At 73.1% G+C, this 25,758-nt stretch carries 19 protein-coding genes; 6 read left to right on the top strand and 13 right to left on the bottom strand.

The features are described 5' to 3' along the window. Positions 1–123 precede the first annotated feature (123 nt). From ACFYPR_RS08995 to ACFYPR_RS08985, 3 genes are all read left to right on the top strand, one after another. Entirely contained in the window at positions 124–1,941 is a 1,818-nt protein-coding gene (locus tag ACFYPR_RS08995; RefSeq protein WP_355133275.1) for a SpoIIE family protein phosphatase, read from the top strand. Positions 1,942–2,014: 73 nt separating this feature from the next. Continuing rightward, positions 2,015–3,187, top strand: a complete 1,173-nt coding sequence (locus tag ACFYPR_RS08990; RefSeq protein ID WP_387259235.1) for a PQQ-dependent sugar dehydrogenase — start codon at positions 2,015–2,017, stop codon at positions 3,185–3,187. A 61-nt stretch (positions 3,188–3,248) separates the two neighbouring features. After that, positions 3,249–4,820, top strand: coding sequence for a metallophosphoesterase (locus ACFYPR_RS08985; RefSeq protein WP_355067023.1), 1,572 nt, complete (start codon positions 3,249–3,251; stop codon positions 4,818–4,820). Positions 4,821–5,257: 437 nt separating this feature from the next. Here ACFYPR_RS08985 and ACFYPR_RS08980 read toward each other — a convergent pair whose 3' ends face one another. The 6 genes from ACFYPR_RS08980 to ligA all read right to left on the bottom strand — a co-directional run bounded on the left by ACFYPR_RS08980 (position 5,258) and on the right by ligA (position 16,042). Then, positions 5,258–7,615: a pyruvate dehydrogenase gene (locus ACFYPR_RS08980; RefSeq protein WP_387259231.1), complete on the bottom strand. Its 2,358-nt coding sequence runs from the start codon at positions 7,613–7,615 to the stop codon at positions 5,258–5,260. Between the two features lie 108 nt (positions 7,616–7,723). After that, complete coding sequence (gatB, locus tag ACFYPR_RS08975) at positions 7,724–9,223, bottom strand: Asp-tRNA(Asn)/Glu-tRNA(Gln) amidotransferase subunit GatB (RefSeq protein WP_354861243.1); 1,500 nt, start codon at positions 9,221–9,223, stop codon at positions 7,724–7,726. Positions 9,224–9,236: 13 nt separating this feature from the next. Continuing rightward, on the bottom strand, positions 9,237–10,712 hold the full coding sequence (gene gatA / locus ACFYPR_RS08970) for an Asp-tRNA(Asn)/Glu-tRNA(Gln) amidotransferase subunit GatA (protein ID WP_387259229.1): 1,476 nt from the start codon (positions 10,710–10,712) through the stop codon (positions 9,237–9,239). A 49-nt stretch (positions 10,713–10,761) separates the two neighbouring features. Continuing rightward, on the bottom strand, positions 10,762–11,067 hold the full coding sequence (gene gatC, locus ACFYPR_RS08965; protein WP_354861239.1) for an Asp-tRNA(Asn)/Glu-tRNA(Gln) amidotransferase subunit GatC: 306 nt from the start codon (positions 11,065–11,067) through the stop codon (positions 10,762–10,764). Between the two features lie 123 nt (positions 11,068–11,190). Beyond that, entirely contained in the window at positions 11,191–13,749 is a 2,559-nt protein-coding gene (locus ACFYPR_RS08960; RefSeq protein ID WP_387259226.1) for a putative bifunctional diguanylate cyclase/phosphodiesterase, read from the bottom strand. A gap of 157 nt (positions 13,750–13,906) precedes the next feature. Next, a complete protein-coding gene (gene ligA, locus ACFYPR_RS08955; protein WP_387259224.1) occupies positions 13,907–16,042 on the bottom strand; it encodes an NAD-dependent DNA ligase LigA in 2,136 nt (711 codons plus the stop codon). A gap of 615 nt (positions 16,043–16,657) precedes the next feature. On the opposite strand from ligA, the gene ACFYPR_RS08950 reads away from it, so the two are divergent. Further along, positions 16,658–17,203 (top strand): type II toxin-antitoxin system PemK/MazF family toxin, encoded by a 546-nt coding sequence (locus ACFYPR_RS08950; RefSeq protein ID WP_354861231.1) that lies wholly within the window; start codon positions 16,658–16,660, stop codon positions 17,201–17,203. A 375-nt stretch (positions 17,204–17,578) separates the two neighbouring features. Here ACFYPR_RS08950 and ACFYPR_RS08945 read toward each other — a convergent pair whose 3' ends face one another. The 7 genes from ACFYPR_RS08945 to ACFYPR_RS08915 all read right to left on the bottom strand — a co-directional run bounded on the left by ACFYPR_RS08945 (position 17,579) and on the right by ACFYPR_RS08915 (position 24,138). Then, positions 17,579–18,589 (bottom strand): ADP-ribosylglycohydrolase family protein, encoded by a 1,011-nt coding sequence (locus ACFYPR_RS08945; RefSeq protein WP_354861227.1) that lies wholly within the window; start codon positions 18,587–18,589, stop codon positions 17,579–17,581. Positions 18,590–18,619: 30 nt separating this feature from the next. After that, positions 18,620–18,991: a VOC family protein gene (locus ACFYPR_RS08940; RefSeq protein WP_354861225.1), complete on the bottom strand. Its 372-nt coding sequence runs from the start codon at positions 18,989–18,991 to the stop codon at positions 18,620–18,622. Positions 18,992–19,028: 37 nt separating this feature from the next. Next, the gene (locus ACFYPR_RS08935; RefSeq protein ID WP_354861223.1) at positions 19,029–20,033 is read right to left on the bottom strand and encodes a methionine synthase; all 1,005 of its coding nucleotides are present in this window, start codon (positions 20,031–20,033) and stop codon (positions 19,029–19,031) included. A gap of 60 nt (positions 20,034–20,093) precedes the next feature. Next, positions 20,094–21,173, bottom strand: a complete 1,080-nt coding sequence (gene mnmA / locus ACFYPR_RS08930) for a tRNA 2-thiouridine(34) synthase MnmA (protein WP_355133257.1) — start codon at positions 21,171–21,173, stop codon at positions 20,094–20,096. 195 nt (positions 21,174–21,368) lie between these two features. Continuing rightward, a complete protein-coding gene (locus tag ACFYPR_RS08925; RefSeq protein WP_354863262.1) occupies positions 21,369–22,544 on the bottom strand; it encodes a cysteine desulfurase family protein in 1,176 nt (391 codons plus the stop codon). Positions 22,545–22,651: 107 nt separating this feature from the next. Beyond that, on the bottom strand, positions 22,652–23,311 hold the full coding sequence (locus ACFYPR_RS08920) for a class F sortase (protein WP_354863261.1): 660 nt from the start codon (positions 23,309–23,311) through the stop codon (positions 22,652–22,654). After that, complete coding sequence (locus tag ACFYPR_RS08915; protein WP_355066974.1) at positions 23,308–24,138, bottom strand: DUF4397 domain-containing protein; 831 nt, start codon at positions 24,136–24,138, stop codon at positions 23,308–23,310. Before ACFYPR_RS08915 ends, ACFYPR_RS08920 begins: the two co-directional genes overlap by 4 nt. A gap of 230 nt (positions 24,139–24,368) precedes the next feature. Here ACFYPR_RS08915 and ACFYPR_RS08910 point away from each other — a divergent pair, with 230 nt between their 5' ends. Continuing rightward, positions 24,369–24,971, top strand: a complete 603-nt coding sequence (locus ACFYPR_RS08910) for a sigma-70 family RNA polymerase sigma factor (protein ID WP_354863259.1) — start codon at positions 24,369–24,371, stop codon at positions 24,969–24,971. Continuing rightward, positions 24,925–25,743 carry an anti-sigma factor gene (locus ACFYPR_RS08905; RefSeq protein WP_387179050.1) on the top strand — a complete coding sequence of 273 codons (819 nt, stop codon included), beginning with the start codon at positions 24,925–24,927 and terminating at the stop codon, positions 25,741–25,743. The genes ACFYPR_RS08910 and ACFYPR_RS08905 overlap by 47 nt, the downstream gene beginning before the upstream one ends. The last annotated feature ends 15 nt before the right edge of the window (positions 25,744–25,758 follow it).

Below are 25,758 nucleotides of genomic sequence, written 5' to 3'. Positions count from 1 at the left end.
GGGGATGGCGCGCGGCGGCGGGGCGGGCGAGACTCGGCACACCGATGTTCGGTCCCGGCCATGACGAGGTATAACCAAGGGTCGGAGGGCCGGTCGGCCCCCGCCCCGGCAGACAGGTGCTCGATGACCGACGGCTCCCCCGCCAGCCCGCGACGTTCGACCGCCCCACCCCCGGCGCTCGGCGACGCGGCGCGGCTGCGTGCGCTGGCCGACACGGGCCTGGACGCCGTACCGGACGAGGCGTTCGACCGGTTCGCCCGGCTGGTCAGTGACCTGCTGGAGGTTCCGGTCGCGCTGGTCTCCCTGGTCTCCGCCGACCGGCAGTTCTTCCCGGGCGCGGTGGGTCTGCCGGAGCCGTGGTCGCAGCGGCGGCAGACCCCGTTGAGCCACTCGTTCTGCCAGCACGTGGTGGACATCGAGGTGCCGATGGTGTTGCCGGACGCCCGGCTCTACCCCCGCGTACGCGACAACCTGGCCATCGACGACCTCGGCGTCGTCGCGTACGCCGGGATGCCGTTGACCGACCTCTCCGGCCGGGTGCTCGGCTCGCTGTGCGCCATCGACAACAAGCCCCGGGCGTGGACCGCCGGGCAGCTGCGGACGCTTGCCGACCTCGCCGCCGCCTGCTCGTCGGAGCTGCGACTGCGGATCGCGCTGGACGGCGCGCAGGAGGCGCGTCGGCGGGTCGTCCGGGCGCATGAACGGCTGGAGCTGCTGGCCGGGGTGAGCGAGACGCTCGCCGGCACGCTGGACGTGGGCACGTCGCTGCGCCGGCTCGCCGCCACCATGGTGCCGCTGCTCGCCGACTGGTGCCTGCTCACGCTGGTCGGGCCATCCGGACAGCCCCGGGAGGTGGTCGCGGTGCACCGCGACCCGGCCCGGACGCCGGACGTCGACCGTTTCGCCGAGCTGCTGCGGACGGGGCTGAGCCAGGAGTCCATCATCCGGGCGGTGCTGCGCACCGGCCAACCGCGGCTCGGCGGCGTGGCGTCGCTGACCGACGTGGCACGGGGCACCACCGATCCGGAGATGTCGGCGATCGCCGAGCGGCTGGGCATCGCCTCCTACCTCAGCGTGCCGGTGCGGGCCGTCGGGGGCACCGTGCTGGGCGCGATCACCCTGGTCAACGCCCCCGACCGTCAGCAGTTCGACGACCGCGACCTGCTCACCGCCGTGGACATCGGCCGCCGGGCCGGGCAGTCCGTCGGCAACAGCTCGATGTACGGGGAGCAGCGGCACGTCGCCGAGGTGCTGCAACACAGCATGCTGCCGCGGCTGCCGCTCGTGACGGAGCTGGAGCTGACGGCCCGCTACCAGCCGGCGGCCGACCGGGTGGAGGTGGGCGGCGACTGGTACGACGCCTTCGTGCAACCCGATGGTGACCTGATCGCGGCTATCGGGGACGTGGCCGGGCACGACATCGAGGCGGCGGCGACCATGGGCCAGCTACGCAACCTGGTGCGTGGCAACGCGTTCGGCCGGCCGGACGCGGTCGGAGCGCTGATGAGCCACCTGGACAGCGCCATCCGTGGCCTGCGGCTGCCCATCGCGGCCACCGCGACGCTGGTGCGCATCTGTGGCCGGCGCTCCGGCGTCCGCGAGGTGACCTGGTGCAACGCCGGGCACCCGCCGGCCCTGGTGGTGCGGGCCGGCGGTGCGGTGGAGGTCCTCGAAGCGACACCGGAGCCGTTGCTGGGCCTGGCCCGGCCCACGCCGCGGACCAGCCACTCGACCAGCCTGGCCACCGGCGACACGTTGCTGCTCTACACCGACGGGCTGATCGAGCGTCGGGACCGGTCCATCGACGACGGGCTCGCCGAGCTGGTGCACCGGTTGACCGGCACCGACAACGTCCCCCTCGACGACCTGTGTGACCTGCTGCTCGCCTCGATCCAGCACCGCGAGGACGACACGGCGCTGCTGGCCGTCCGGGCCCGCTGAGCGGTTGCGGCACGAGCCGAGGCCCACGTGTCGCGGGCCCGGCCGGGCAGTCCGGCGGGCTACCCTGGGCCGGGTGAGAGCCCGTCTCCCGTACCCTCGCGTCCGCCGCCTCCGGGTGGTCCTCGCGGCGTCCTGCGCGACGCTGCTGCTCGCCACGGGTTGCAGCTTCGGCGAGCCGGAGCCCGACCCGGCCGGTGAGCCGCCCAACCTGCCGACCCCGTCGGCGCCGGCGAGCCCTGGCGGCGCGGGCCAGCAGACGGTGGCAACCGTCCTGGCCAAGGGGCTGCGGGTGCCGTGGGCCATCGCGTTCCTGCCCGACGGCGGCGCGCTGGTCACCGAACGGGACAGCGGCCGGATTCTCCAGGTCGGCCCGGACTCCGGCCCGGACGGGCTGCGGGTCCGGGTCGTGCAGACGATCAGCGACGTGGCGGCGGCGGGCGAGGGTGGCCTGCTCGGCATCGCCGTCTCCCCCGGCTACGCCCGGGACCGGACGGTCTTCGTCTACTACACGGCCGAGCAGGACAACCGGGTCGCCCGCCTGCAACTCGGCGGGCAACCCAGCCCGATCCTCACCGGCATCCCGAAGGCGAACGTGCACAACGGTGGCGGGTTGGGCTTCGGCCCGGACGGCCAGCTCTACGTCAGCACGGGCGACGCGGGCGAGCGCCCCAACGCGCAGGACACGAAGAGCCTCGGCGGCAAGATCCTGCGGATCACCGCCGATGGCAAGCCCGCGCCGGGCAATCCGTACCCCGGTTCCCCGGTCTGGTCGCTGGGTCACCGCAACGTGCAGGGTTTCGCCTGGGACGACGCCAAGCGGATGTACGCCGTCGAGTTCGGCCAGAACACCTGGGACGAGATCAACCAGATCACCAAGGGCGGCAACTACGGCTGGCCGGAGGTCGAGGGGCGGGCCGGCGACAAGCGGTTCACCGACCCGATCACGCAGTGGGCGACGTCCGACGCGTCCTGCTCCGGGCTGGCCGCGACGGACCGGCTGCTGGTCACCGGCTGCCTGCGCGGCAAGCGGCTCTGGGTGATGGAGTTGACCGACACCGGCACGCTGCTCGGGCAGCCCAGCGATCTGCTCACCAACCGGTACGGCCGGCTGCGCGCGGTGGCCGCCGCGCCGGACGGTTCGCTCTGGGTGAGCACCTCCAACCACGACGGGCGGGGTGATCCGGCGGCCGACGACGACCGCCTCCTGCGGGTGGTCTTCGCCGGCGGCGACGGCGGTCGCAGCTGACCTGCGTCACCTTCCGCGCAGGTTTGCCAAGATCTTTGGGCGGGCAGGTCAGAATCTCAGCATGGACGGGCAACGCGACGAGCAGCACGACGACGCCGAGGACCGGGGCGACCCGGTGACCGGCGGCGAGCCGTCGCGGCCGTCGCGCCGGCGGATCGGCCGGCCCGGTGGACCGGTACGGCGTACGGGCGTGATCCTCGCCGTGCTCGTGGTGGCCCTGGCCGGGGCGGTGCTCGGGGTGCTGGCCGGTGGTCGGGTGGACACCGACATCGGGCCGTTCCGGGCCAACCTCACCCTCTCCCCGGCCCGCGAGGGCGGGACGACCATCGACGTGCCACCGCTCGGCGCCCTGCTGCTCGACAGCCACAGCGGGCCGACCCACCTCACCGTGCGGCTGGGCGCGCTGGACCAGGGGCGCACCGAGGCGCTGCTCGACGACCCGGCGAGCATCAACCGAGCCAGCCAGAGCGCAGTGGAGGACGTCCGCTCCGGGGTGATGCGGCTGGGCCTGCGGACCCTCGCGTCGGCGGTGCTGGTCACCCTCATCCTGGCCGGGTTGATCTTCCGCGATGTGCGGCGTACCGCCTGGGCGGGCGGGTTGGCGCTGCTGGTCACCGCCGGCAGCCTCGGCACCGCCGCGGCGACCCTGCGCCCCCAGGCGATCGAGGAGCCGCGCTACGAGGGCCTGCTGGTCAACGCCCCCGCCATCGTCGGCGACGCCCGCCGCATCGCCAACGACTACACCAAGTACGCCGAGCAGCTGCAACGCATCGTCGGCAACGTCAGCCAGCTCTACACGACGGTGTCGGCGCTGCCGGTGTTGGAGCCGGCGCCCGGCACCACCCGGGTCCTGCACGTCTCCGACATGCACCTCAACCCGACCGGCTGGCAGCTGATCCGCACGGTGGTGGAGCAGTTCGGCATCGACGTGGTCATCGACACCGGGGACATCACCGACTGGGGCAGCGAGCCGGAGGCCTCCTTCGTCGGCTCGATCAGCCTGCTCAAGAAGCCGTACGTGTTCATCCGCGGCAACCACGACTCGGGCAAGACCGCCGCGGCGGTGGCCCGCCAGCCGAACGCGATCGTGCTGAACAACTCGACCACCACGGTCGCCGGGCTGACCATCGCCGGCATCGGCGACCCGCGCTTCACCCCGGACAAGAACACCTCACCGGCCGGCAGCGGGCTGACCCAGGAGGTGGCCAACCAGGTGATCGGGGTCGGTACGCAGCTCGCCGCGACGGTGCGCAGCTCGCCCCGGCCGGTCAACATCGCGCTGGTGCACGACCCGGCGTCGGCCGGGCCGCTGGCCGGCACCTGCCCGCTGGTGCTGGCCGGGCACACCCACGCCCGGCAGGTCTCCAAGCTGCCGCAGGCACCCGGTCAGCAGCCCACCGCCCTGTTCGTGGAGGGCTCGACCGGCGGGGCCGGGCTGCGCGGCCTGGAGGGTGAGAAGCCGACCCCGCTGTCGATGACAGTGCTCTACTTCGACCAGCAGAAGATGCTCCAGGCGTACGACGACATCACCGTCGGCGGCACCGGCCAGGCCCAGGTCAACCTGGAACGCCACATCGTGCAGAACCCCAGCGCCGGCGCGCCCGCCTCGGTCACCCCCACCCCGACCCGCTGAGCGCGAGCTGCCCCCTGCCCACCCGCCGACTCGGCGGTGCCCACCCGCCTGTGGAGCCCGAGCCGGAGCCCGGCCCGAGCCGAGCCCTCCGAGCCGGAGCCGGAGCCGAGCCCGACGGTGCCTGCGCAGCCTTTGCTCTGCTTCAACGGACGCAACAGTTACGTCGGGTCACTCCGCTCAGCTGCGCGCACCCGAATTTCTGCAGCTCAGCAAGGTGTTGCGCATATTGAAGCAGAGCAAAGGGCGAAGAGAACCCCATCGACAGGCGGACGCTCCTCACTCTCAGTGGCGGCGGCAGTGAGACACGAAGGCTGGCGCACGCGATCCGGCGCACGCAGGCAAGCGAGCGGAGCGCACCCCTCGAGGGCAAGGTCAGCGAAGGGCGAGGGTCAGCGGAGGGCAAGGTCAGCGGAGGGCAAGGTCAGCGGAGGGCAAGGTCAGCGGAGGGCGAGCGCGGCCAGGGCGGCGTTGACGATGCTGCCGGGCATCAGGTCGTGCAGCTCGTACAGGTCGGCCACACTGCCGGACTGGCCGAACTCGTCCACCCCCAGCGGCACCGCCGGGGCGCCGAGCGCCGACCCGAGCCAGGCCATCGCGTGCGACGCCGCGTCGTGCACGGTCACCACCGGCACCCGATCGGCGAACGCGGACCGCAGGGCGCCCGGCACGCTGGGCACGGTCGCGGTCCGTACGCCCTGCCGCAGGGTGCGCTGCCACGCCCGGTAGAGCCGGTCGAGACTCGTCACGTCCACCACGTGCGCGGCGACGCCCTCCTCGGCCAGCTCCGCCGCGGCGGCCAGCACCTCCGGCAGCACCGCGCCGGACGCGGCGAGCTGCACGACCGGGGCGTCGACCAGATGCGGGTACGCCTGGTGCGCGTCGACGAGCCGGTACGCCCCGGCGACCACCTGCCGGCGCAGCACCGCGTCGCCGAGCCGGGCCCGGGCCGCCTCGAACGGCGCCTGGTCCAGCGGTCGGGTGCTCAGCCGGAAGTAGTACGCGCCGTCCTCGGTCGGCGCTGCCGTCGCGGCCGGGGTCGCCCCGCCCGCGATCTGCCCGAGGGCGTCGCAGAGCAGCCAGTCGAGGCTGCCCGCGTACGCCGGTTCGAGGAACGTCACCCCGGGCAGCTCCAGGCCGACCGACGCGGTGATCGTGGACTGGTGGGCGCCGCCCTCGGGAGCGAGGGTGATGCCCGACGGGGTGCCGGCCACCACGAACCGCGAACCGGAGTACGTGCCGTACAGGAACGCGTCGAGGCCGCGCAGCACGAACGGGTCGTAGACGGTGCCCACCGGCAGCAGCGGCTGCCCGGACAGGTCCCAGGACAGGCCGAGCTGGCCCAGCAGCAGGAACAGGTTCATCTCCGAGATGCCCAGTTCGATGTGCTGCCCGGCGGGGCTCTCGGTCCAGCGCAGCATCCGGTCCTCGGTCCAGGAACGCTGCTCGGTGGGGGCGAACACCCCGGTCTTGTTGATGAACCCGGCCAGGTTGGTGGAGGTGGCCACGTCCGGGGCGGTGGTCACCAGGTAACGGCCGACCTCCCGGTCCCGCGCCAGATCCACCAGCACCCGACCGAAGACCTCCTGCGTGGAGATCGGCTTGTTGGCGCGTACTCCCGTGCTCTCCGGAACGGTGACCCCCAGCGCGCGCTCGCGCGGCGCGCGGGACAGCGCCTCCCGGCGGGCGCCGGCCCGGATCCCGGCTGGTGACGCCGGGTCGAGACGGTCCCACTCGGTCTCGGAGGTCAAGCCCTGCGCGGCCCGCAGCGTGTCGACCTGCTCGGTGCTGAGCAGCGCCGAGTGGTTGCGCGGATTGCCGGCGATGGGCAACCCCCAACCCTTCACGGTGTACGCGAAGACGACGCTGGGCCGGTCGGTGACCGCGTCGCACTGGGCGTACGCGTCGAGCATCGCGGACAGGTCGTGCCCACCCAGGTCGGTGACGAGCGGGCCGAGGTCCTCGTCGGTGATGCCCTCGATCAGCTCGGCGATCCCGGCCGGCGCACCGTCCAGGAACTGCTTGCGCAGGGCCGGGCCGGCCAACCCGAACAGCGACTGGTACTGCTCGTTGGGCATCGCGTCGATCCAGTCGCGCAGCGCCTCGCCACCCGGCCGGGCGTACGCCTCGGCGAGCCGACGGCCGTACTTGACCTCCACGACGTGCCAGCCGGCCGCCTCGAACTGACCGCGCCACTGCTTGATCCGGATGCCGGGCACCACCCGGTCCAGCGACTGCCGGTTGAAGTCGACAAGCCACATCACGTTGCCCAGCCCGGTGGTGGCCGGGTCGGCGACGGCCTCCCAGATGTTGCCCTCGTCCAGCTCGGCGTCACCGATCAGCGCCACGAACCGGGAGCGCGGCCGGGCGCCGAAGTGCGCGTCGACGTAGCGGCGGGTGGCGGCGGCGAACAGCGGCGCCGCCGCGCCGAGACCCACCGAGCCGGTGGAGAAGTCCACCTCGTCGGGGTCCTTGGTGCGCGACGGGTACGACTGGAGGCCGCCCCGGGCCCGCAGCCGGGGCAGGTAGGAGCGGTCCAGGTTGCCCAGCAGGTACTGGATGGCGTGGAACACCGGGGACGCGTGCGGCTTCACGGCGACCCGGTCCTCGGCGTCCAGGTGCGCGAACCAGAGCGCGGTCATCGCCGTGACGAGGGACGCGCTGGACGCCTGGTGACCGCCGACCTTCACACCGTCGCCGGTGGCCCGGTCATGGTTGGCGGCGTCCACGATCCGGGTGGCGAGCCAGAGCACCCGCCGCTGGATCTCGTCGAGGACATCGAGGTCGTGCTCGTTCACGGTGGCTCCATCCGGGCGTCGCCGGTGACGCCCACGCGAGGGGGGTTGCGGTCGTGCACAGCGAACACCGCTGGCGCAGCACGCGCCAGCGGTGTTCGATCGGGCGGATCAGCCCTGGACGCCGAGGCGCTCCAGGATCAGTTCGCGGACGGTCTTCGCGTCGGCCTGACCACGGGTGGTCTTCATGACCGCGCCGACGAGGGCGCCGGCCGCCGCGACCTTGCCGCTGCGAATCTTGTCGGCGATACCGGGGTTGGCGGCGATCGCCTCGTCCACGGCGGCGGTGAGCGCGCCGGTGTCCGAGACGACCTCCAGGCCACGGCTGGTCATGATCTCGGTGGGCGAGCCCTCACCGTCGACCACGCCCTCCAGCACCGTACGGGCCATCTTGTCGTTGAGCTTGCCCGCGTCGACCAGGCCCTGCAGCTCAGCGACCTGCGCGGGGGTGGCGCCGATGTCGGCCAGCTCCACGCCGCTCTCGTTGGCCCGCCGGGACAGCTCGCCGAGCCACCACTTGCGGGCCGCCGCCGGGGTGGTGCCGGCGGCCACGGTGGCCTCGATCAGCTCGACCGCGCCGGCGTTGAGCACCGACTGCATGTCAAGGTCGGACAGGCCCCACTGCTGCTGAAGCCGACGCCGGTGCACCCGGGGCAGCTCCGGCAGGGCGGCCTTCAGCTCGGCGACCCAGGCCGGGTCCGGTGCGATCGGCACCAGGTCCGGCTCTGGGAAGTACCGGTAGTCGGTGGCCGTCTCCTTCGAGCGCCCCGGGGTGGTGTCGCCGGTGTCCTCGTGGAAGTGCCGGGTCTCCTGGGTGATCCGGCCGCCCGCGTCCAGCACCGACGCCTGCCGCAGCATCTCCGAGCGGACCGCCCGCTCCACCGAGCGCAGCGAGTTGACGTTCTTGGTCTCGGTGCGGGTGCCCCACTCCTGACCCGGCAGGTTGAGCGAGGTGTTCACGTCACAGCGCAGCGAACCCTCCTCCATCCGCACGTCCGAGACCCCGAGCGTGCGGATCACGTCGCGCAGCTCGGTGACGTACGCCTTGGCCACCTCGGGGGCGAGCGCGCCGGTGCCCGGGATCGGCTTGGTGACGATCTCGACGAGCGGAATGCCGGCCCGGTTGTAGTCGACAAGCGACTCGGTCGCACCGTGGATGCGGCCGGTCGCGCCACCGACGTGCAGCGTCTTGCCGGTGTCCTCCTCCAGGTGCACCCGCTCGATCTCGATGCGCACCGTCTCGCCGCCCACCTCGACGTCCAGGTAGCCGTCGACGCAGATCGGCTCGTCGTACTGGCTGATCTGGAAGTTCTTCGGCATGTCCGGGTAGAAGTAGTTCTTCCGGGCGAACCGGCACCACTGCGCGATGGAGCAGTTCAACGCCAGGCCGATCCGGATGATCGCCTCGATGGCCGCCTTGTTGGCCACCGGCAGCGAGCCGGGCAGCCCCAGGCACACCGGGCAGACCCGGGTGTTCGGCTCGCCGCCGAAGTCCGTCGGGCAGCCGCAGAACATCTTGGTGTTCGTGCCCAGCTCGACGTGGGTCTCCAGGCCGATCACCGGTTCGTAGCGTGCGACGACCTCGTCGTACGCGGGAAGCGTCGTCGTCATCTGGGCTCCTGCCTCACAGTGCCGGTGGGGTGAACGTGCCGACCGCGGACTCCAGCGCGGCGGCGACCCGGTACATCCGGTCGTCGGCCATCGTCGGGGCCATCACCTGCAGGCCGACGGGCAGCCCCTCGGAGAGGCCGCAGGGCACCGAGATGCCCGGCCCGCCGTACAGGTTGGTCGGGATGGTGAACAGGTCGGCCAGGTACATCTGGTACGGGTCGGCGGTGCGGGCGCCGATCGGGAAGGCCGTGAACGGGGTGGTCGGCGAGATCAGCGCGTCGACCCGATCGAACGCGGCAGTGAAGTCGCGCGTGATCAGCGTCCGGACCTTCTGCGCCTGCCCGTAGTACGCGTCGTAGTAACCCGACGACAACGCGTACGTGCCGACCATGATGCGGCGCTTGACCTCGGGGCCGAAACCGGCCTCCCGGGTCAGCGACATGACCTCCTCCAGCGACCGGTTGCCGTCGTCGCCGACCCGCAGGCCGAACCGGACGCCGTCGAACCGGGCCAGGTTGGAGGAGCACTCGCTCGGGGCGATCAGGTAGTACGCCGGCAGCGCGTACGCGAACGTCGGGCAGGACATCTCGACGACCTCGGCGCCCATCTTGGTCAGCGCGTCCACCGACTCGCGGAACGCGGCCATCACGCCCGGCTCGGCGCCCTCGCCGACGAATTCGCTGACGATGCCGAGCCGCACGCCGGTCAGGTCGCCGGTCGCGCCGAGCTTCGCCGCCGCCACCACGTCCGGCACCGGCTGCGGGATCGAGGTGGAGTCACGCGGGTCGTGCCCGGCGATCACCTGGTGCAGCAGGGCCGCGTCGAGCACCGTACGGGCGCACGGGCCGGGCGTGTCCAGCGACGACGAGAAGGCGACCAGCCCGTAGCGGGAGGTGCCGCCGTAGGTGGGCTTCGCGCCCACGGTGCCGGTGACCGCGCCGGGCTGGCGGATCGAGCCGCCGGTGTCCGAGCCGATCGCCAGCGGCGCCTCGTACGCGGCCAGCGCGGCGGCGCTGCCACCGCCCGAGCCGCCCGGGATCCGGCTCAGGTCCCACGGGTTGTGCGTCGGGCCGTACGCCGAATATTCCGTGGAGGAGCCCATGGCGAACTCGTCCATGTTCGTCTTGCCGAGCATCACCGTGCCGGCCTCGCGCAACCGCTGCACGATCGTCGCGTCGTACGGCGGGCGCCAGCCCTTCAGGATCTTCGAGCCGACGGTGGTCGGCACGCCACGGGTGGCGAGCACGTCCTTCACCGCGACCGGCACCCCCGCGAGGGGGCCCAACTCCTCGCCGGCGGCCCGGCGCTCGTCCACCGCGCGGGCCGCGGCGAGCGCGCCGTCGGTGTCGACGTGCAGGAAGGCGTGCACCTGCTCGTCGACCGCGGCGATCCGGTCCAGGTGTGCCCGGGTCACCTCGACGGCGGAGGTCTCGCCGCCGGCGACAAGCGCGGCGATCTCCGTCGCGGTCATTCTGGTCAGATCGCTCATGCCGTCACTCCGCTCCGCTTCGCGACGCCAGTCGCCCGTGCACGTCCGCTCATGAGGCCACGTCCTCGGTCAGGATCCGCGGCACGCGGAACCGCTGGTCCTCGGCGTCCGGCGCGCCCGACAGCGCCTCCTGCGGGGTCAGGCACGGCGTGACGACGTCCTCGCGGAAGATGTTGGTCAGCGGCACCGAGTGCGAGGTCGGCGGGATGTCCGCGGCGGTGACCTCGCCGACCTGGGCGACCGCCTGGAGGATCACGTCGAGCTGGCCGGCGAAGGTGTCCAGCTCCTCCTCGGTGACGGCGAGCCGCGACAGGCGCGCCAGGTGCGCGACCTCCTCGCGGGAGATGGCGGCCATCCGTGCCCCCTTCTGATGTCCTGCTGGTCGGGCGGTGTGCCGGCCGCGCGACGCGTGCGGCGTGACGCGCGGTGACCGGAGCGAGTCTATTGTTCCGCCCCCTCCGCCGGCTGCTCGGGTGGGTCAGCGGGTCGACCGGCGGCCGACCTCCGGCTCCGGGCCACCCGCCGGGCGGACCGGCCGGTAGCGGGCCAGCCAGGTGACCAGCTCCTCGGCGGGCATCGGACGGGCGTAGAACCAGCCCTGGGCGGCGTCGCAGCCGGCCGCGTACAACATCCGCCAGGTCCGCTCGTCCTCCACGCCCTCGGCGACCACCCGCAGCCCCAGCGCGCCCGCCAACTCGATCATCGACCGGACGATCGCCGCGTCGTCGGCGTCCTCGGCCATGCCGAGCACGAACGACCGGTCCACCTTCACCTCGGACAGCGGAAGCCGGCGCAGATGTTGCAGGGACGAGTAGCCGGTGCCGAAGTCGTCCAGCGCGATCGCCACCCCGATGCGGTGCAGCCGGGAGATGGTGGCCAACACCCGGCGCGGATCGGCCATCAGGGCGCCCTCGGTGATCTCCAGCTGCAGCCGCTCGGCCGGCACCCCGTAGCGGGCCAGCCGGTCGGCGATCTGGTCGGCGATCTCGCCGGTGTGCAGATCGCGCACGCTGACGTTCAGCGCCGCCCGCAGCCCGATGCCGGCCGCCGACCACTTGGCGAGCTGCTCCACCACGTCGTCCACCACTCGCCGGGTGAGCAGCCGCATCACCGCGCTCTGCTCGGCGACCCGGATCAACTCCTCCGGGTCGACCATGCCCCGGCGCGGGTGCCGCCAGCGCAGCAGGGCCTCGACGCCGACGACCTCGCCGGTCGCGATGGCGATCTGCGGTTGGTAATACATGGTGATCTCACCGGCGTCGTCGGCCGGCTCGCCGCCGTCGCGTACCCACCCGGTCGACTCGATCGCCTGGGCCTCGGGAACCGACCCGCCGTCGCGCCCCGGACGGTCCCTGCCCGGCGGCGACACCGCACCGCCGTTCGGCGACCGCCGTCCGTGGCCGCCGGCATGCCGGTCCCGCAACGGGCCGGAACGGGTGCCGGGGATCGTCGCGCGGCTGTTGCGGCCCCGGATCGGGTCGGCGCCGGTGGCGATCCGGTTGATCAGCTCATCGGCGTCCACCAGCTCGGCGCCGGCCCGCCGCCGGCGGCCCCACCACCGCCCGCCCGCCGACGACGCCGGCGCGATCACCGGCGCACCGCCCGGATGCGGCGTGGCCGTGGCCGCCGCCGGAGTGGGCAGCGCCGCACCGTCACCGCCGCGCACCTCGGCCTCCACGGCGAGGGGTACGTCTGCCGTCCGCTCGGGCTCACCCGGCTCGGCGGCCGACGGGCCGGATTCCAGCACCCGGCGGAGGTCGGCGAGGAGACCGAGACGCTCGGCCGAGTTGTGGTCCGACTCCGGGGCGTACACGGCGACCGTGTCGTTGCGGTGCTTGGCGTCGTACATCGCCACGTCGGCGTGCCGCATCAGGGTGGCGAAGTCCTCGCCGTGCTCCGGAAAGAGGGCGATCCCGATGGAGCCGCCGACGTCCAACGGCAGCCCGTCCAACGGCACCGGCTCGGCCAACACCCCGACCACCCGGTCGGCCAGCTCACGCGCCTGGCTGACGTCGGTCAGCCCGGTCATCACGATGGCGAACTCGTCCCCACCCAGCCGGGCGATCATCTGGGGCCGAGGCTCCACGTCGGTGAGCCGTGCGCTGACCTCGACCAGCAGCCGGTCGCCCACCGCGTGCCCGAGCGCGTCGTTGACGTTCTTGAAGCGGTCCAGGTCGATGAGCAGCAGCGCCAGGTGCCCGCCGGGCTCGTCGCGGGCGGTCCGCTCGGCGTGCAGGTGCACCTGCTCCGCCACCTCGGCCAGCAGAGCCTTGCGGTTGGGCAACCCGGTCAGCGGGTCGGCGGCGGCGAGGTGCTGCTGCTCGACGGTCAGCCGGGCCATCCGGTAGACGGCGAAGAGCGGTACCAGCACCAGCGGGATCAGCGCCGCGCTGAGACGGGCGGCGGCGACCAGCACCGGAGCGAGCAGCAGCAGCGAGCCGGTGGAGAGCAGTTCGAAACCGACGCCCTGGCGGACGGTGGGCCACCAGCGGCCGCCGAAGCGCAGCCGCACCGCCCAGCTCACCAGGCCGTAGTTCACGACGAACCAGGCCAGCGTCGCCCCGCCGACCGCGGCCACGTCGGTGGCGTGCAGGCGACCGCCGTCGAAGACGGCGCCCGGCCCGAGTTGGATGACGCCGTACGCGGCGGCGAGGGCGCAGGCGTACTGGCCGACGTTGAACGCGGTCCGCCAGGCGGCGTGGCGCATCCGCCAACCCGAGACGATCACCCCGACGGCCTGCACCGCCACCGCCGGGCCGAGCCCCCAACCGAGCAGGATCGCGAAGGTGAAACAGGTGGACGGGAAGACCGCCGAGGTCTGCCGTCGCCCCGGCGGGACGAACGGGCGCGCGTCGCAGACCACCGCGAGGGCGGCCATCGTCCAGAACGCCACCGGCAGGCGGGGCAGCTCGTCGGGGAGCGTCGTGAGTGGACCCGTGGCGGTCAGCGCCGCGACCACCAGGATGCCGACGACGAAGGCGGTGAACGGCGTCACCCGCCCAGGTGGGACGGAGTTGCGCGGGTCGGCGACCTCCATCACACCTCCCGAGGAACGGTCGACGTGCCGATGAGCACGCCGTGACCCAATGAAACGCCCTCAGCCCCAGGTTTCCCGGTATGACAGTCACGAATCGGTCGTAGTCGTAATTAAGTTGGTATACGCGACGGGCCGCCACGTCGGCACGCCGCCGCGGTCAGTCCTCCACCCGGGCGACGTCCCGTGCGGCGTCCGGACCTGCCTCCAACAGCACCCGGAACCCGTCCTCGTCGAGCACCGGCACCTTGAGGCTGGCCGCCTTGTCGGCCTTGGAGCCCGGGTTGTCCCCCACGACGACGAAGCTCGTCTTCTTGGAGACCGACCCGCTGACCTTGCCGCCCCTGGTCTGCACGGCCTCGGCGGCCTGGTCCCGCGAGAAGCCGGCGAGGGTGCCGGTCACCACGACGGTCAACCCCTCCAGCGGGCGCGGGCCCTCGTCGACGGCCTCCTCGGCCATCCGTACGCCCGCCTCGGCCCACTTGCGGACCACCTCGCGGTGCCAGTCCACGGCGAACCACTCCCGGATGCTGGCTGCGATGGTCGGCCCGACCCCGTCGACCGAGGACAGCTCCTCCTCGCTGGCGGCGTCGATGGCCTCCATCGAGCGGAAGTGCCGGGCCAGCGCCTGGGCGGCGGTGGGGCCGACGTGCCGGATGGAGAGCGCCACCAGCACCCGCCACAGGTCACGTTCCCGGGCGACGGCCAGATTGTCGAGCAGCTTGACCGCGTTGCTGCCGAGGCTGCCGTCCTTGTTGACGAAGAACGGTGACCGGGACAGCTGCTCGGCGTCGAGCTGGAAGAGGTCACCCTCGTCGGCGATGATCTCCGCGTCCAGCAGTGCCGCCGCGCCCTTGTAGCCCAGCACCTCGATGTCGAACGCGCCACGACCGGCGAGGTGGAACACCCGCTCGCGGAGCTGGGCCGGGCAACTGCGGGTGTTGGGGCACCGGATGTCGACGTCGCCCTCCTTGGACGGCGCGAGCGGGGTGCCGCAGGCCGGGCAGGTGGTCGGCATGACGAACGGGCGGGCGTCGGCGGGCCGCAGGTCGACCACCGGGCCGAGCACCTCGGGAATCACGTCGCCGGCCTTGCGCACCACCACCGTGTCGCCGATCAGCACACCCTTGCGCTCGACCTCGCGGGCGTTGTGCAGGGTGGCGAGCGCGACGGTGGAGCCGGCCACCCGCACCGGTTCGAGGACGGCGAACGGGGTGACCCGACCCGTGCGCCCCACGTTGACGTCGATGTCGAGCAGCTTGGTGGTGACCTCCTCCGGCGGGTACTTGAAGGCGATCGCCCAGCGTGGGGCACGGCTGGTCGAGCCCAGGCGACCCTGGATGGAGACCGGGTCGACCTTGACCACCACACCGTCGATCTCATGCTCGACGTCGTGCCGGTGCTCGGCGTAGTAGGCGATGTACTCCGCCACGCCGGACAGATCCGGGACGACCCGCCACCGGTCGCTCGTCGGCAGCCCCCACGCCTTCAGCGCGGAGTACGACTCCGACTGCGCGGTGGGCTGAAACCCTCGGCGGGCGCCGATGCCGTGCACGACGAGACGCAGCGGTCGGGAGGCGGTGACCCGAGGGTCCTTCTGCCGCAGGCTGCCGGCGGCGGCGTTGCGCGGGTTGGCGAATGGCGCCCGCCCCTGCTCGACCAGGCTCGCGTTGAGGTCGGCGAACGCGGCCACCGGGAAGTAGATCTCGCCCCGGACCTCCAGCAGCTCGGGCACCGTCGGGAACTCGGCGGACGGCGCGAGCTGGCTGGGCACGTCCCGAATGCTGCGCACGTTGGCGGTGACGTCCTCGCCGGTGCGGCCGTCACCACGGGTGGCCGCCCGGACCAGCCGGCCGGCCTCGTAGGTCAGGTTGATCGCCAGACCGTCGACCTTCAACTCGCAGAGGTAGGGCACCGGCCCGCCCGCGTCCCGCTCGACCCGCTCGGCCCAGGCCGCCAACTCCTCGTCGGCGAAGGCGTTGTCGAGCGAGAGCATCCGCTCGGCGTGCGTGACCGGGGTGAAGTCGGTGGAGAACGTGCCACCCACCCGCTGGGTCGGCGAATCCGGCGTCCGCAGCGCCGGGAACTCGTCTTCCAACGCCTCCAGCTCGCGCAACTGCTTGTCGAACTCGGCGTCGGTGATGATCGGCGAGTCGAGCACGTAGTAGCGGTATTGATGCTCGGTCAGCTCACGGCTGAGGGTGGCGTGCCGCTCCCGCGCCTGCGGCGTCGGCTCCGCGCCGGCCGCCGCCTCCTGAGCCGGGCTGACCTGTTGACCGATCTGCTCCTCGGACACCCCGCCACCTTCGGACACGCCTGCGACCTCCCTGATCACGCTACTAAGGCACGGTATCGGTCCGGGGTGACAATCCGATGCCCACCTGCGCCACCGGTGACGCCCCACGCAGCCCGTTCCCGTGCCGCGCGTCGCCCCGGACGGCGATGAGGCGACGATCGACGCCGCTGAACGCCGATGACGTGGCAACCAACGCTGGACTCGCCGACCCCGCGGTCGGTGGCACCGAGGAGAGGCTGCCGACCCGGGCACAAAGGCCGCCGAACGAACAGATCGGCGTCGCCCGGGAGCACGCCGGGACTCGCGGGCCGTTGATCGACTCCAGGTCGCCGACACGGGGGTGTCCGCGCACCCGGATGCCCCCACACCGGCGATCTGGAGTGGATCACCGAGCAGGGGCCCGGTCGTCGGCCCAACTCACGGGAGCGCCCACGCCGTACCGGCCGCCGACCGGTCGACGCAGCCGCGCGGGGAGCGGCCGTGCGGCTGCGTGCTGGGATGTCGTCGGGCTGCGATGTCGTCGGGTTGCGATGTCGTCGTCGGGCGGCAGGGGCGGCGACGTGCGAGGATCGCCGAACGAAGCGGCCGGCGTGCCGCCCTGACGCGGAGGTGGCGATGACCGAGGCGCTGCTCTGGGCGGCGGCGATCCTGCTGGCGGTGGCCGCCGGCTGGGCGTGGAACAGCTGGCGGCACCGGGCGAACAGCCGACGCTCGGCCGACCGACCTGGTCGCGGCGCACCGACCCGCGCGGGTGGTCGTCGTCCCGCCCCGCCGCGGCCACGCGGCACCGACCGACCGGCCACCAGGCCGCGCTCCCGCGACACCGATCGGGCGGCCGGCACTCCGGCTGCCGGCGAGATCTGGTGGGCCGACGTGCCGTACGTCGACGGCAGCGGCTCGAAGGTGCGGCCCTGCCTGGTGCTGCGCGCCGACTCCCGGGGCGCCGACGTCCTGAAGATCACCAGTCAGGACAAGAGCGACCGCGACGACCACGTCCGGATTCCCACCCGGGACTGGGACCCCGGCGCCGAGCACGACAGCTACCTGAGCCTGACCGAGCCGATCCGGATCAGCTCGGCCGACTTCGCCGACCGCGCCGGCCGCTGTGACGCCGACCTGTGGCGGAAGGTCCGCAGCCTGCGCCACCTGCCCACCAGCTGACACCCGCCCACAGGCCACAGGCCACCCCGGCCCCCGGCCCCCGGCCCCCGGCCCCCGGCCCCCGGCCCCCGGCCATGATCCACTCGGGTTCCAGGAATCCGGGGTGTCCGAGCCGCCGCAACACCCCGCCTTCCAGGAACCCGAGTCGATCACCGCAGACAGGCCGGGCCATGCTGGCAGGCTGGACCGGGCCCGGCCACGCCACGCCACGCCAGACCAGGCCACGCCAGCCCAGGCCACGCCACGCCACGCCACGCCACGCCAGGCCACGCCGCGCCAGGCCACGCCGGGCCAGGCCACGCCATGCCATGCCAGGCCACGCCATGCCAGGCCACGCCACGCCACGCCACGCCAGGCCAGGCCACGCCCGGCCGGTCAGTCCCAGGCTGCGCCGAGGGTGGCGAGCTGGTCGGCGTACTCGATGCGGTCGGCCCAGCCAGGCGGCCAGGCCGCCATCCCGGTGGCCGCGCCCACGAAGGCGCCGGCCAGGGCGGCGATCGAGTCGGAGTCGCCGGCGGTGGTCGCGCCCCGGGCCAGCGCCGCGACCGGGTCGTCGGCGTGGCGCACGGCGCAGAACAGAGCGGTGGCCAGCGCCTCCTCGGCCACCCAGCCCTCCCCCGTGGCCCGGCACGGGTCGCCGCCGTCGTCCGGCTCGCCGAGGGCGACGGTCAGCCGGCGCAGCGCCACCAGGCATTCGTCCCAGCCGCGGGCGATGAACTCCTCCGGCGTGTCGACCCCCGGGCGCTGCCAGAGATCGCCCAGCCACTCGCGGCGGTAGACGCGGTGCTGGGACCGCGCCCGCTCGGTGAGGATCGCGGGAAGCTCCGCCAGCGGGACGCCCCCACGCACGGCGAAGACCGCGTACGCGGTGAGTTCGCTGGCGGCCAACCCGGTCGGGTGGCCGTGGGTCAGTCCGGCCTGCAACTGGGCCAGCCCGGCCAGGGTGTCGAGGTCGGCGTCCAGCAACCCCACCGGCGTCACGCGCATGTTGGCGCCGCAGCCCTTCGAGTCGGCGATCGTCGCCTCCTGCCAGGGCAGCCCTCGGGCCAGGTCGGCGCAGGCGCGCAGGCAGGTCATCCCGGGGGCGCGGTTGTTGTCCGGGCTGACCGACCAGGCCACGAAACGCCGTCGCAGCAGCGGCTCCACCACCTCCGGGGTCAGCGACGGCGCCTCGTGCAGCGCCCAGCCCACCGCCAGCGCCATCTGGGTGTCGTCCGTGACCAGCGCCGGCTCGCCGGTCAGCTCACGCGGGCCGGTCGGGCCGTAGCGGCGCTGGATCTCGGCGACGGTCAGGAACTCGGTGGGCTTGCCCAGGGCGTCACCGTAGGCGAGGCCGAAGAGCGAACCGGAGGCGCGCAGCGGAGAGGAGTGGATCACGGCGGCCATGATGCCGGGCCGCCGCAACCCACGCCATGCTCAGTCCCAGCAGAGGCAGAACGGGTGGCCGGCCGGGTCGGCGTAGACCCGGAAACCCTCGCCCTCGCCGGGCAGCCGCCGGGCACCGAGCGCGAGCGCCGCCTTCTCCGCGCTGTCGATGTCGTCCACCGTCACGTCCAGGTGGAACTGCTGCGGACGCTCCGGGTCCGGCCAGGCCGGCGGACGCAGGTTGAGCGCCCGCTGGAACGCCAGGCGGGGCTGGTGCCCGGGCGGGCCGCCCAGCACCACCCACTCGTCATCGGGCTCGCCCTCACCCTCGACCAGGGGGATGCCGAGCAGCTCGGAGTAGAACGCGGCCAGCGCCCGCGGATCGGGGCAGTCGATCACCACTGAACGTAGCTGTCCAATCATGACCATCATCCTGCCCACCGGGTACGACAGAAAAACGTCACTCCTCGGTGAACCGGCGACCGGCGTCCCGGCAGGCCGCGAGCACCGCCCGGGCGTACTGGGGAGTGGCTCCGGCCAGGCCGCACGCCGGGGTGACGACCACCTGCTCGGCGAGCTGCCGACGGGGAAAGCCGAGGCGGTCCCAGATCTGGCGTACCCGATCGGCGATCTGCGCGGAGGTCGGTGCGCCACCGGCCGACGGCTGCCGGGTCGGCGCGGCGCCGGCCAGCAGCCCGAGGCCCGCGTCGATGGCCTCGCCCAGCGGGTCCAGGTCGGTGACCAGGTCGAGGTCGAGGGCGACCGCGACGGCGCCGGTGGAACGGATCAGCTCCAGCGGCACCTGCGGGGCGCAGCAGTGCACCACAGTGGGTACGCCCACCGCGTCGACGACCGTACGCAGCAGAGCGGCCGCGTCCGCGGACTCCACCGCCCGGTACGCGCCCAGCCCGCTCTCGGTGGGCACCCGCCCGGCCAGCACGGTCGGCAGCGACGGCTCGTCGAGTTGCAGCAGGACCGAGGCCCCGGGCAGCCGCCGGGCGACCGCCGCGACGTGCCCGCGCAGCCCTTCGGCGAGGGAGCCGGTGAGGTCGAGGACCGCGCCGGGGTCACGCAGCAGCCGGCCGCCGATCGGCAGTTCCAGCGAAGCGGCCAGGGTGAGGGGGCCAGCGGCCTGCACCTTGATCGGGCCGGCGTACCCCTCGGCCTGCTCGGCGAGCTGGTCCAGGTCGCGTTCCATCAGGTCCCGGGCCCGCCGCAGGTCACGGCCGGGGCGGGGGGCGACCCGCCAACGCCCGGCGTACAGCTCGACGGGCAGCTCCACCAGCAGCCCGGCGCTGCGGCCGATCAGGTCGGCCCCGGGGCCGCGTGCCGGCAGCTCGGGCAGGTGCGGCAGCTCGGGAAGCTCACCGAGGACGACCCGCTGGGCCTCGGCGATGTCGGTGCCGGGCAGCGAGCCGATACCGGTCGCCGCGCCGGCCGGCCAGGGCCACGCCTGATCTGTCACGGCCGAAGGCTATCCCGCTGGACGCGCCGGCCGCTCGGCGACCACGCGCAGATCGCCCGGTCAGCCGGTGATGGTCGCGGAGCCGAGGACGATGTCGCCGGCCGGGTCCGGCCGGTACGCCACCACGGCCTGACCGGCGGCCACACCACGGACCGGCCGACGCAGCTCGGCGTGCAGCGTGTCGCCGTCGAGGTCGAGGTCGACGGTCGCCGGCACCACGTCACCGTGCGCGCGCAACTGCACCTCGCACTCGACCGGCGCGGCCGGACGGGGGCCACCGGTCCACACCGGGCGGGTGGCCCGCACCGTCGACACCTCCAGCGCCTCGGCCGGACCGACCGTCACCGTGTTGGTCTTGGGCGTGATGGAGAGCACGTAGCGCGGCCGACCGTCGGGGGCGGGTCGGTCCAGGTGCAGACCGCGACGCTGCCCCACCGTGTAGGCGTACGCGCCGGTGTGACTGCCGACCACCGCGCCGGTGCTCGCGTCGACGACGTCGCCGGGCGCCTCGCCGAGCCGGCCGGCGAGGAAGCCGCGGGTGTCGCCGTCGGCGATGAAGCAGATGTCGTGGGAGTCCGGCTTGTCGGCCACCGCCAGGCCACGCTCGGCGGCCTCCGCGCGGACCTGCGCCTTCGTCGAGTCGCCGAGCGGGAACATTGACCGGTCCAGCTGCTCGCGGGTGAGGACCGCCAGCACGTACGACTGGTCCTTGGCCACGTCGACGCTGCGGCGCAGCAGCCCGTCCGGGCCGAGCCGGGCGTGGTGGCCGGTGACCACCGCGTCGAAGCCCAGGGCCACCGCCCGGTCCAGCACCGCCGCGAACTTGATCTTCTCGTTGCAGCGCAGGCACGGATTCGGCGTACGACCCGCGGCGTACTCGGCCACGAAGTCGTCGACCACGTCCTCGTGGAAACGGTCGGCCATGTCCCACACGTAGAACGGGATGCCGATCACGTCGGCGGCCCGGCGGGCGTCCCGGGAGTCCTCCAGGGTGCAGCAGCCGCGCGCCCCGGTCCGGTACGTCTGCGGGTTTCGGGCCAGCGCCAGGTGCACGCCTGTCACGTCATGCCCGGCCGCCACCGCCCGTGCCGCCGCCACGGCCGAGTCCACCCCGCCCGACATCGCCGCCAACACCCTCACCAGCAGACTCCCTTCCCCACCAACCCTATCCACCTGCCCGGCCTAGCCCCCACCCCACTCCGGCACCAAACGGGGCGACCCGGTCGGAGCACCGCGTCGATCATGAAGTTATTGCCACGACACGCCGATGCGGTCGGCAATAACTTCATGATCGACGGGGTGGGGCGGGGGCCGGCCGGGAGGGTGGGGGGTGGGTTAGCGGGGGGTGCGGGGGGCGGCGGCTCGGCGGGCCCGTTGCACCGCTGCTGGTAGGGCCGCGACGAGGGCGTCCACGTCGGCCTGGGTGCTGGTGTGGCCGAGGGTGAAACGCAGCGAGGAACGGGCGCGGTCGTCGTCGGCGCCCATCGCCAGCAGCACGTGCGAGGGCTGGGCCACCCCCGCCGAGCAGGCCGAACCCGTCGAGCAGGCGATGCCCTGGGCGTCCAGCAGGAGCAGCAGGGCGTCGCCCTCGCAGCCCGGGAAGGAGAAGTGCGCGTTGCCGGGCAGCCGGTCGGTCGGATCACCGTTGTAGATCACCTCGGGCACCGCCCGGCGGACCCGCTCGATCAGATCGTCGCGGAGGGCGGCCACCCGGGCCGCGTACTCCTGCTGACCCTTCACGGCGGTCTCGACGGCCACCGCGAAGGCGACGATGCCGGCGGTGTCCAGCGTGCCGGAACGGACGTCGCGTTCCTGGCCGCCGCCGTGCAGCAGCGGGACGGCCGCCACGTCCCGGCCGAGCAGCAGCGCGCCCACCCCGATCGGGCCGCCCAGCTTGTGCCCGGTGACGGTCAGCGCAGCGGCCCCGCTGGCGGCGAAGTCGACGGGCACCTGGCCGACGGCCTGGATGGCGTCGGTGTGGAAGGGCACGCCGTACTCGGCGGCGACGGCGGCCAGCTCAGCCACCGGCTGCACGGTGCCGACCTCGTTGTTGGCCCACATGGCGGTGACCAGGGCCACCCGGTCGGCGTACGCGGTCAGCTCGGCACGCAGGTCCTCCGGGTCGAGACGGCCCGTGGAGTCCACCGGCAGCCAGCCGACCTCGGCTCTCTCGTGCTCGACCAGCCAGTCGACCGAGTCCAGCACGGCGTGGTGCTCGACCGCGCTGGAGATCACCCGTCGGCGGTCGGGGCCGGCGCCCCGGCGGGCCCAGAAGATGCCCTTGACCGCGAGGTTGTCGCTCTCCGTGCCCCCACCGGTGAAGATCACCTCGGACGGCCGGGCGCCCAGTACCGCAGCCACCCGCTCGCGCGACTCCTCGACCCGACGACGGGCACGACGACCCGCCGCGTGCAGGGAGGACGCGTTGCCGACCTCGCGGGCGGTAGCGACGTACGCCTCCAGTGCCTCGTCGAGCATCGGAGTCGTCGCCGCGTGATCCAGGTAAGCCATCACCGTTCAGCGTACGGCCGAGTTGTCGGGGGCCGGAGGGCGGAGTGGGCTCCATGCGACGGTGCCGGGGTGGGATTCCCCCACCCCGGCACGTCGCGACCGCCCGGTCAGGCGGGCACCGCCGTGACGACGATGTTGTCGCGGTACTTGCGGGCCTTGGCGTCGAACGGCCCGCCGCAGGTGATCAGCGTCAGTCGCGGCTTGCCGTCGCGGGCGAAGTACCGCTCCAGCGGGATCTTGGTCTTGGCGTACTCCTCCCGGGCGACGACCCGGTACTTTCGCGCCTTGCCGTCGCTGCCGGTCGCGGTCAGGGTGTCGCCCTGGTCCAGCTCGCGCAGCCGGAAGAACGCCCCCCGGCCCTGCTTGGCGCTGTCCACGTGACCGGCGATGACCACCGAACCGGCGCCCGCCTCAAGGCCGGGGCCGTAGCGGTACCAGCCGATCTGATCGACGCTGGGCGGCACCTCGAACTCGTTGGTCCGCTTGTTGATGCCGACCGCGTTGACCGTGGCGGTGACGTCGATCCCGGGGATCACCAGCCGGACCGGAGGGACGACCCCGGCGCCGGCGGGCAGCTCGCCGGCGGTCACCGGCACCGACGGGTCGCCGCCGACGGCCGAGGGGGTCGCGCTGGCGGCCAGCGTGCTCGCCTCCTCGGCGCCGACGTTCTCGGCCGGCTGGGAGTTGCACGCCACCAGGGTGGCGACGGTGAGCGCGGCAACGCCGGCGGCCAGGGCCGCCAGCGCGCCGCGGTTGCGCACCGTCACTTGCGACCGGTCCGCGCGGTCGCCATCCGCACCCCACCACCAAGCAGCAGGAGTACGCCGGCACCGGTCAGCGCGTACCACCAGGTCTGCACGCCGGTGCCCGCCTGGCCGCCGTCACCGCTCGGCACGCCACCCGGGGCGGAGTGCAGGCCGGTGATCGTCTGGGCCACCACGTCGAGGGTCTTGTCCTCGGCGGAGCCGATCGCGTAGACGATCGTCGCGGTGCCCTCCTTGAGGTTGAGGTCCGCCGGGCCGATGGCCACGGTGTCGGTGCCGGCCAGCACCACGTCCGCCTTCACCGTGCCGGCGTCGACGTCGCCCTTGGCCTCCTTCGGGTTGGTCAGGCCCTTGAAGACCGGGGTGCCACCGGCACGCACGTCGACCGCCGGGGCGGCGGCGGTGTGCCGGACGATCAGCCGGGCCTTGCCAGCGTCGACCTTCGAGACGTCGTTCACGAACGGCGTGATCTTCGGCTTGCCGGCGGCGTCGAGGTGCGCGGCGAGGCTGATGTTCGCCCCGCCCGGCACCTCGGCGTTGTCGACCTTGAGGATCGCGCTGCCGATCGGCTCGCCCGGCTTGGTGAGGGCGATGTCGTACTCGCCCTCGGCCAGGTTCAGCGGGCCGGCCACGTCACCGGGCTTGAAGTTGTTGAGCGTCTTCTTGCCGTTGACGTAGACGTCGACCGGGGTGTCCGGGATGCCGTGCACGACCGAGACCTTCGAGGTGGCGGCGTACGCGGGGCTGGCGGTGAACGCGGCGACGCCGGCGAAGGCCAGCGCGGCGACGGCGCCGCCCGCGGCGACCCGACGGAAGTACGAGAGCTGCATGTCTGCCTCCTGGTGATTGGTGCTGATTCGTCAGGCCTGGCTTGCAGAACGGGTTACGCCGGCTCCGCGACGGCTGGATGCGCCTTCGACGCGATTTCTTTTTCCGGCCACGACCGCATCCGGATCGGGCCCGGCGGACGAAGAGCTGGTGAGATGACATCGACCGGGAGAGTGGGGCGGAGGCTGTGGCAGCTACAGTCGGGCATGCCCCATCGAAGGCTGGACGCCCGATGACGGCGTTACCGCAGCAACCGGAGCCACCGGTGGACGACCTCGCGCCCCGGTTCCGGTCCGGCGACGAGGTGGCGCTGCGCGAGGCGTACGACCGCTACGGCCGTGCCGTACTCCACCTGGCCACGTCCATGCTGGCCAACCGCGCCGACGCCGAGGACGTGACGCAGGCGACGTTCGTGGCCGCCTGGCTGGGAAGGGACACCTTCGATCCGGCCAAGGGGTCGTTGATCGGCTGGCTGCTCGGCATCGGCCGGCGCAAGGTGATCGACCGGATGCGGGCCACGGCGCGGGAGACCCGCGTGGTGGAGACGGTCCGGCAGTTGCCCGAGCCGGCACAGACGACGCCGGACCCGGACCGGGTGGTGGACCGGCTGGTCATCGCGGACGAGCTGGCACGCCTGCCCGACGACCAACGACGCATGCTGGAGTTGGCCTTCTACGACGACCTGACACACCAGCAGATAGCCACAGTGACCGGGGTGCCGCTGGGCACCGTGAAGAGTCACATCCGGCGCGGCATGGCGAGCTTGAAACGCAGATGGGAGGTGGACGGTGCAGCACCTGGAGCACGAGCGGCTGGTTTTTCTGGCGCTCGGTGAGAGCGATGCGGACAACGGGGAGAGCACCCATCTCGACACCTGCGGGCACTGCCGCACGGAGCTGACGGCCCTGCGGCAGGTGGCCGGGCTCGGCGTGGAGACGCAGAGCCTCGGTGACCTGCCCGACCCGCCGGAGCACATCTGGCAGGGCATCGCCGCCGAGATCAGGGCGGCCGAGGCCGTGCCGTCGCTGACCGAGGCCCGGCGGCAGCAGGCCGCCGAACAGGCGACGATCGGGCAACGGCCGAGCGGCTCGCCGGCCGGGCCTACGGCGTCGGGTGTCGCGGGCCCCGAATCGGGCGGCAGGTCACGGGCCAGGCGGCGTGCCGGTTGGTCGCGCTGGGCGGCCACCGCGGTGACCGCTGTCGCGGCGGCGGCGATCGGCGTGGTGGGCACGGTCTCGGTGCTGCGCCCGGACGAGCCGGCGCCCGCTCCGACGCCCGCGGTGCTGGCCAGCGCGCCCCTGACTGCCTTCGGTTCGACGCCGAAGTCGGCCCAGGGTGACGCGCGGATTCTGCAGAACGGCCAACTGCATCTGCACGTCGCGAATCTCCCGCGCGTGCCTGGGTACTACGAGGTCTGGCTCATCAACCCGACGAACATGGAGATGTTCTCGATCGGCACCCTCGGTGGTGACTCGGACGCTCTGCTGCCCCTGCCTCCGAACGTCGACCTCAAGAGCTACTCGGTGGTCGACGTCTCCGCCGAGAAGTACGACAACAACACCCGCCACTCCGGCGACAGCCTGTTGAGAGGCACCCTGACGGGCTGATCGGCGGGCCGGCTC

The sequence above is a fragment of the Micromonospora sp. NPDC005254 genome, assembly GCF_042872525.1.
GTDB lineage: Bacteria > Actinomycetota > Actinomycetes > Mycobacteriales > Micromonosporaceae > Micromonospora.
The sequence above is the reverse complement of the archived record's forward strand: the minus strand, read 5'-3'. Positions and strand labels throughout refer to the sequence as shown.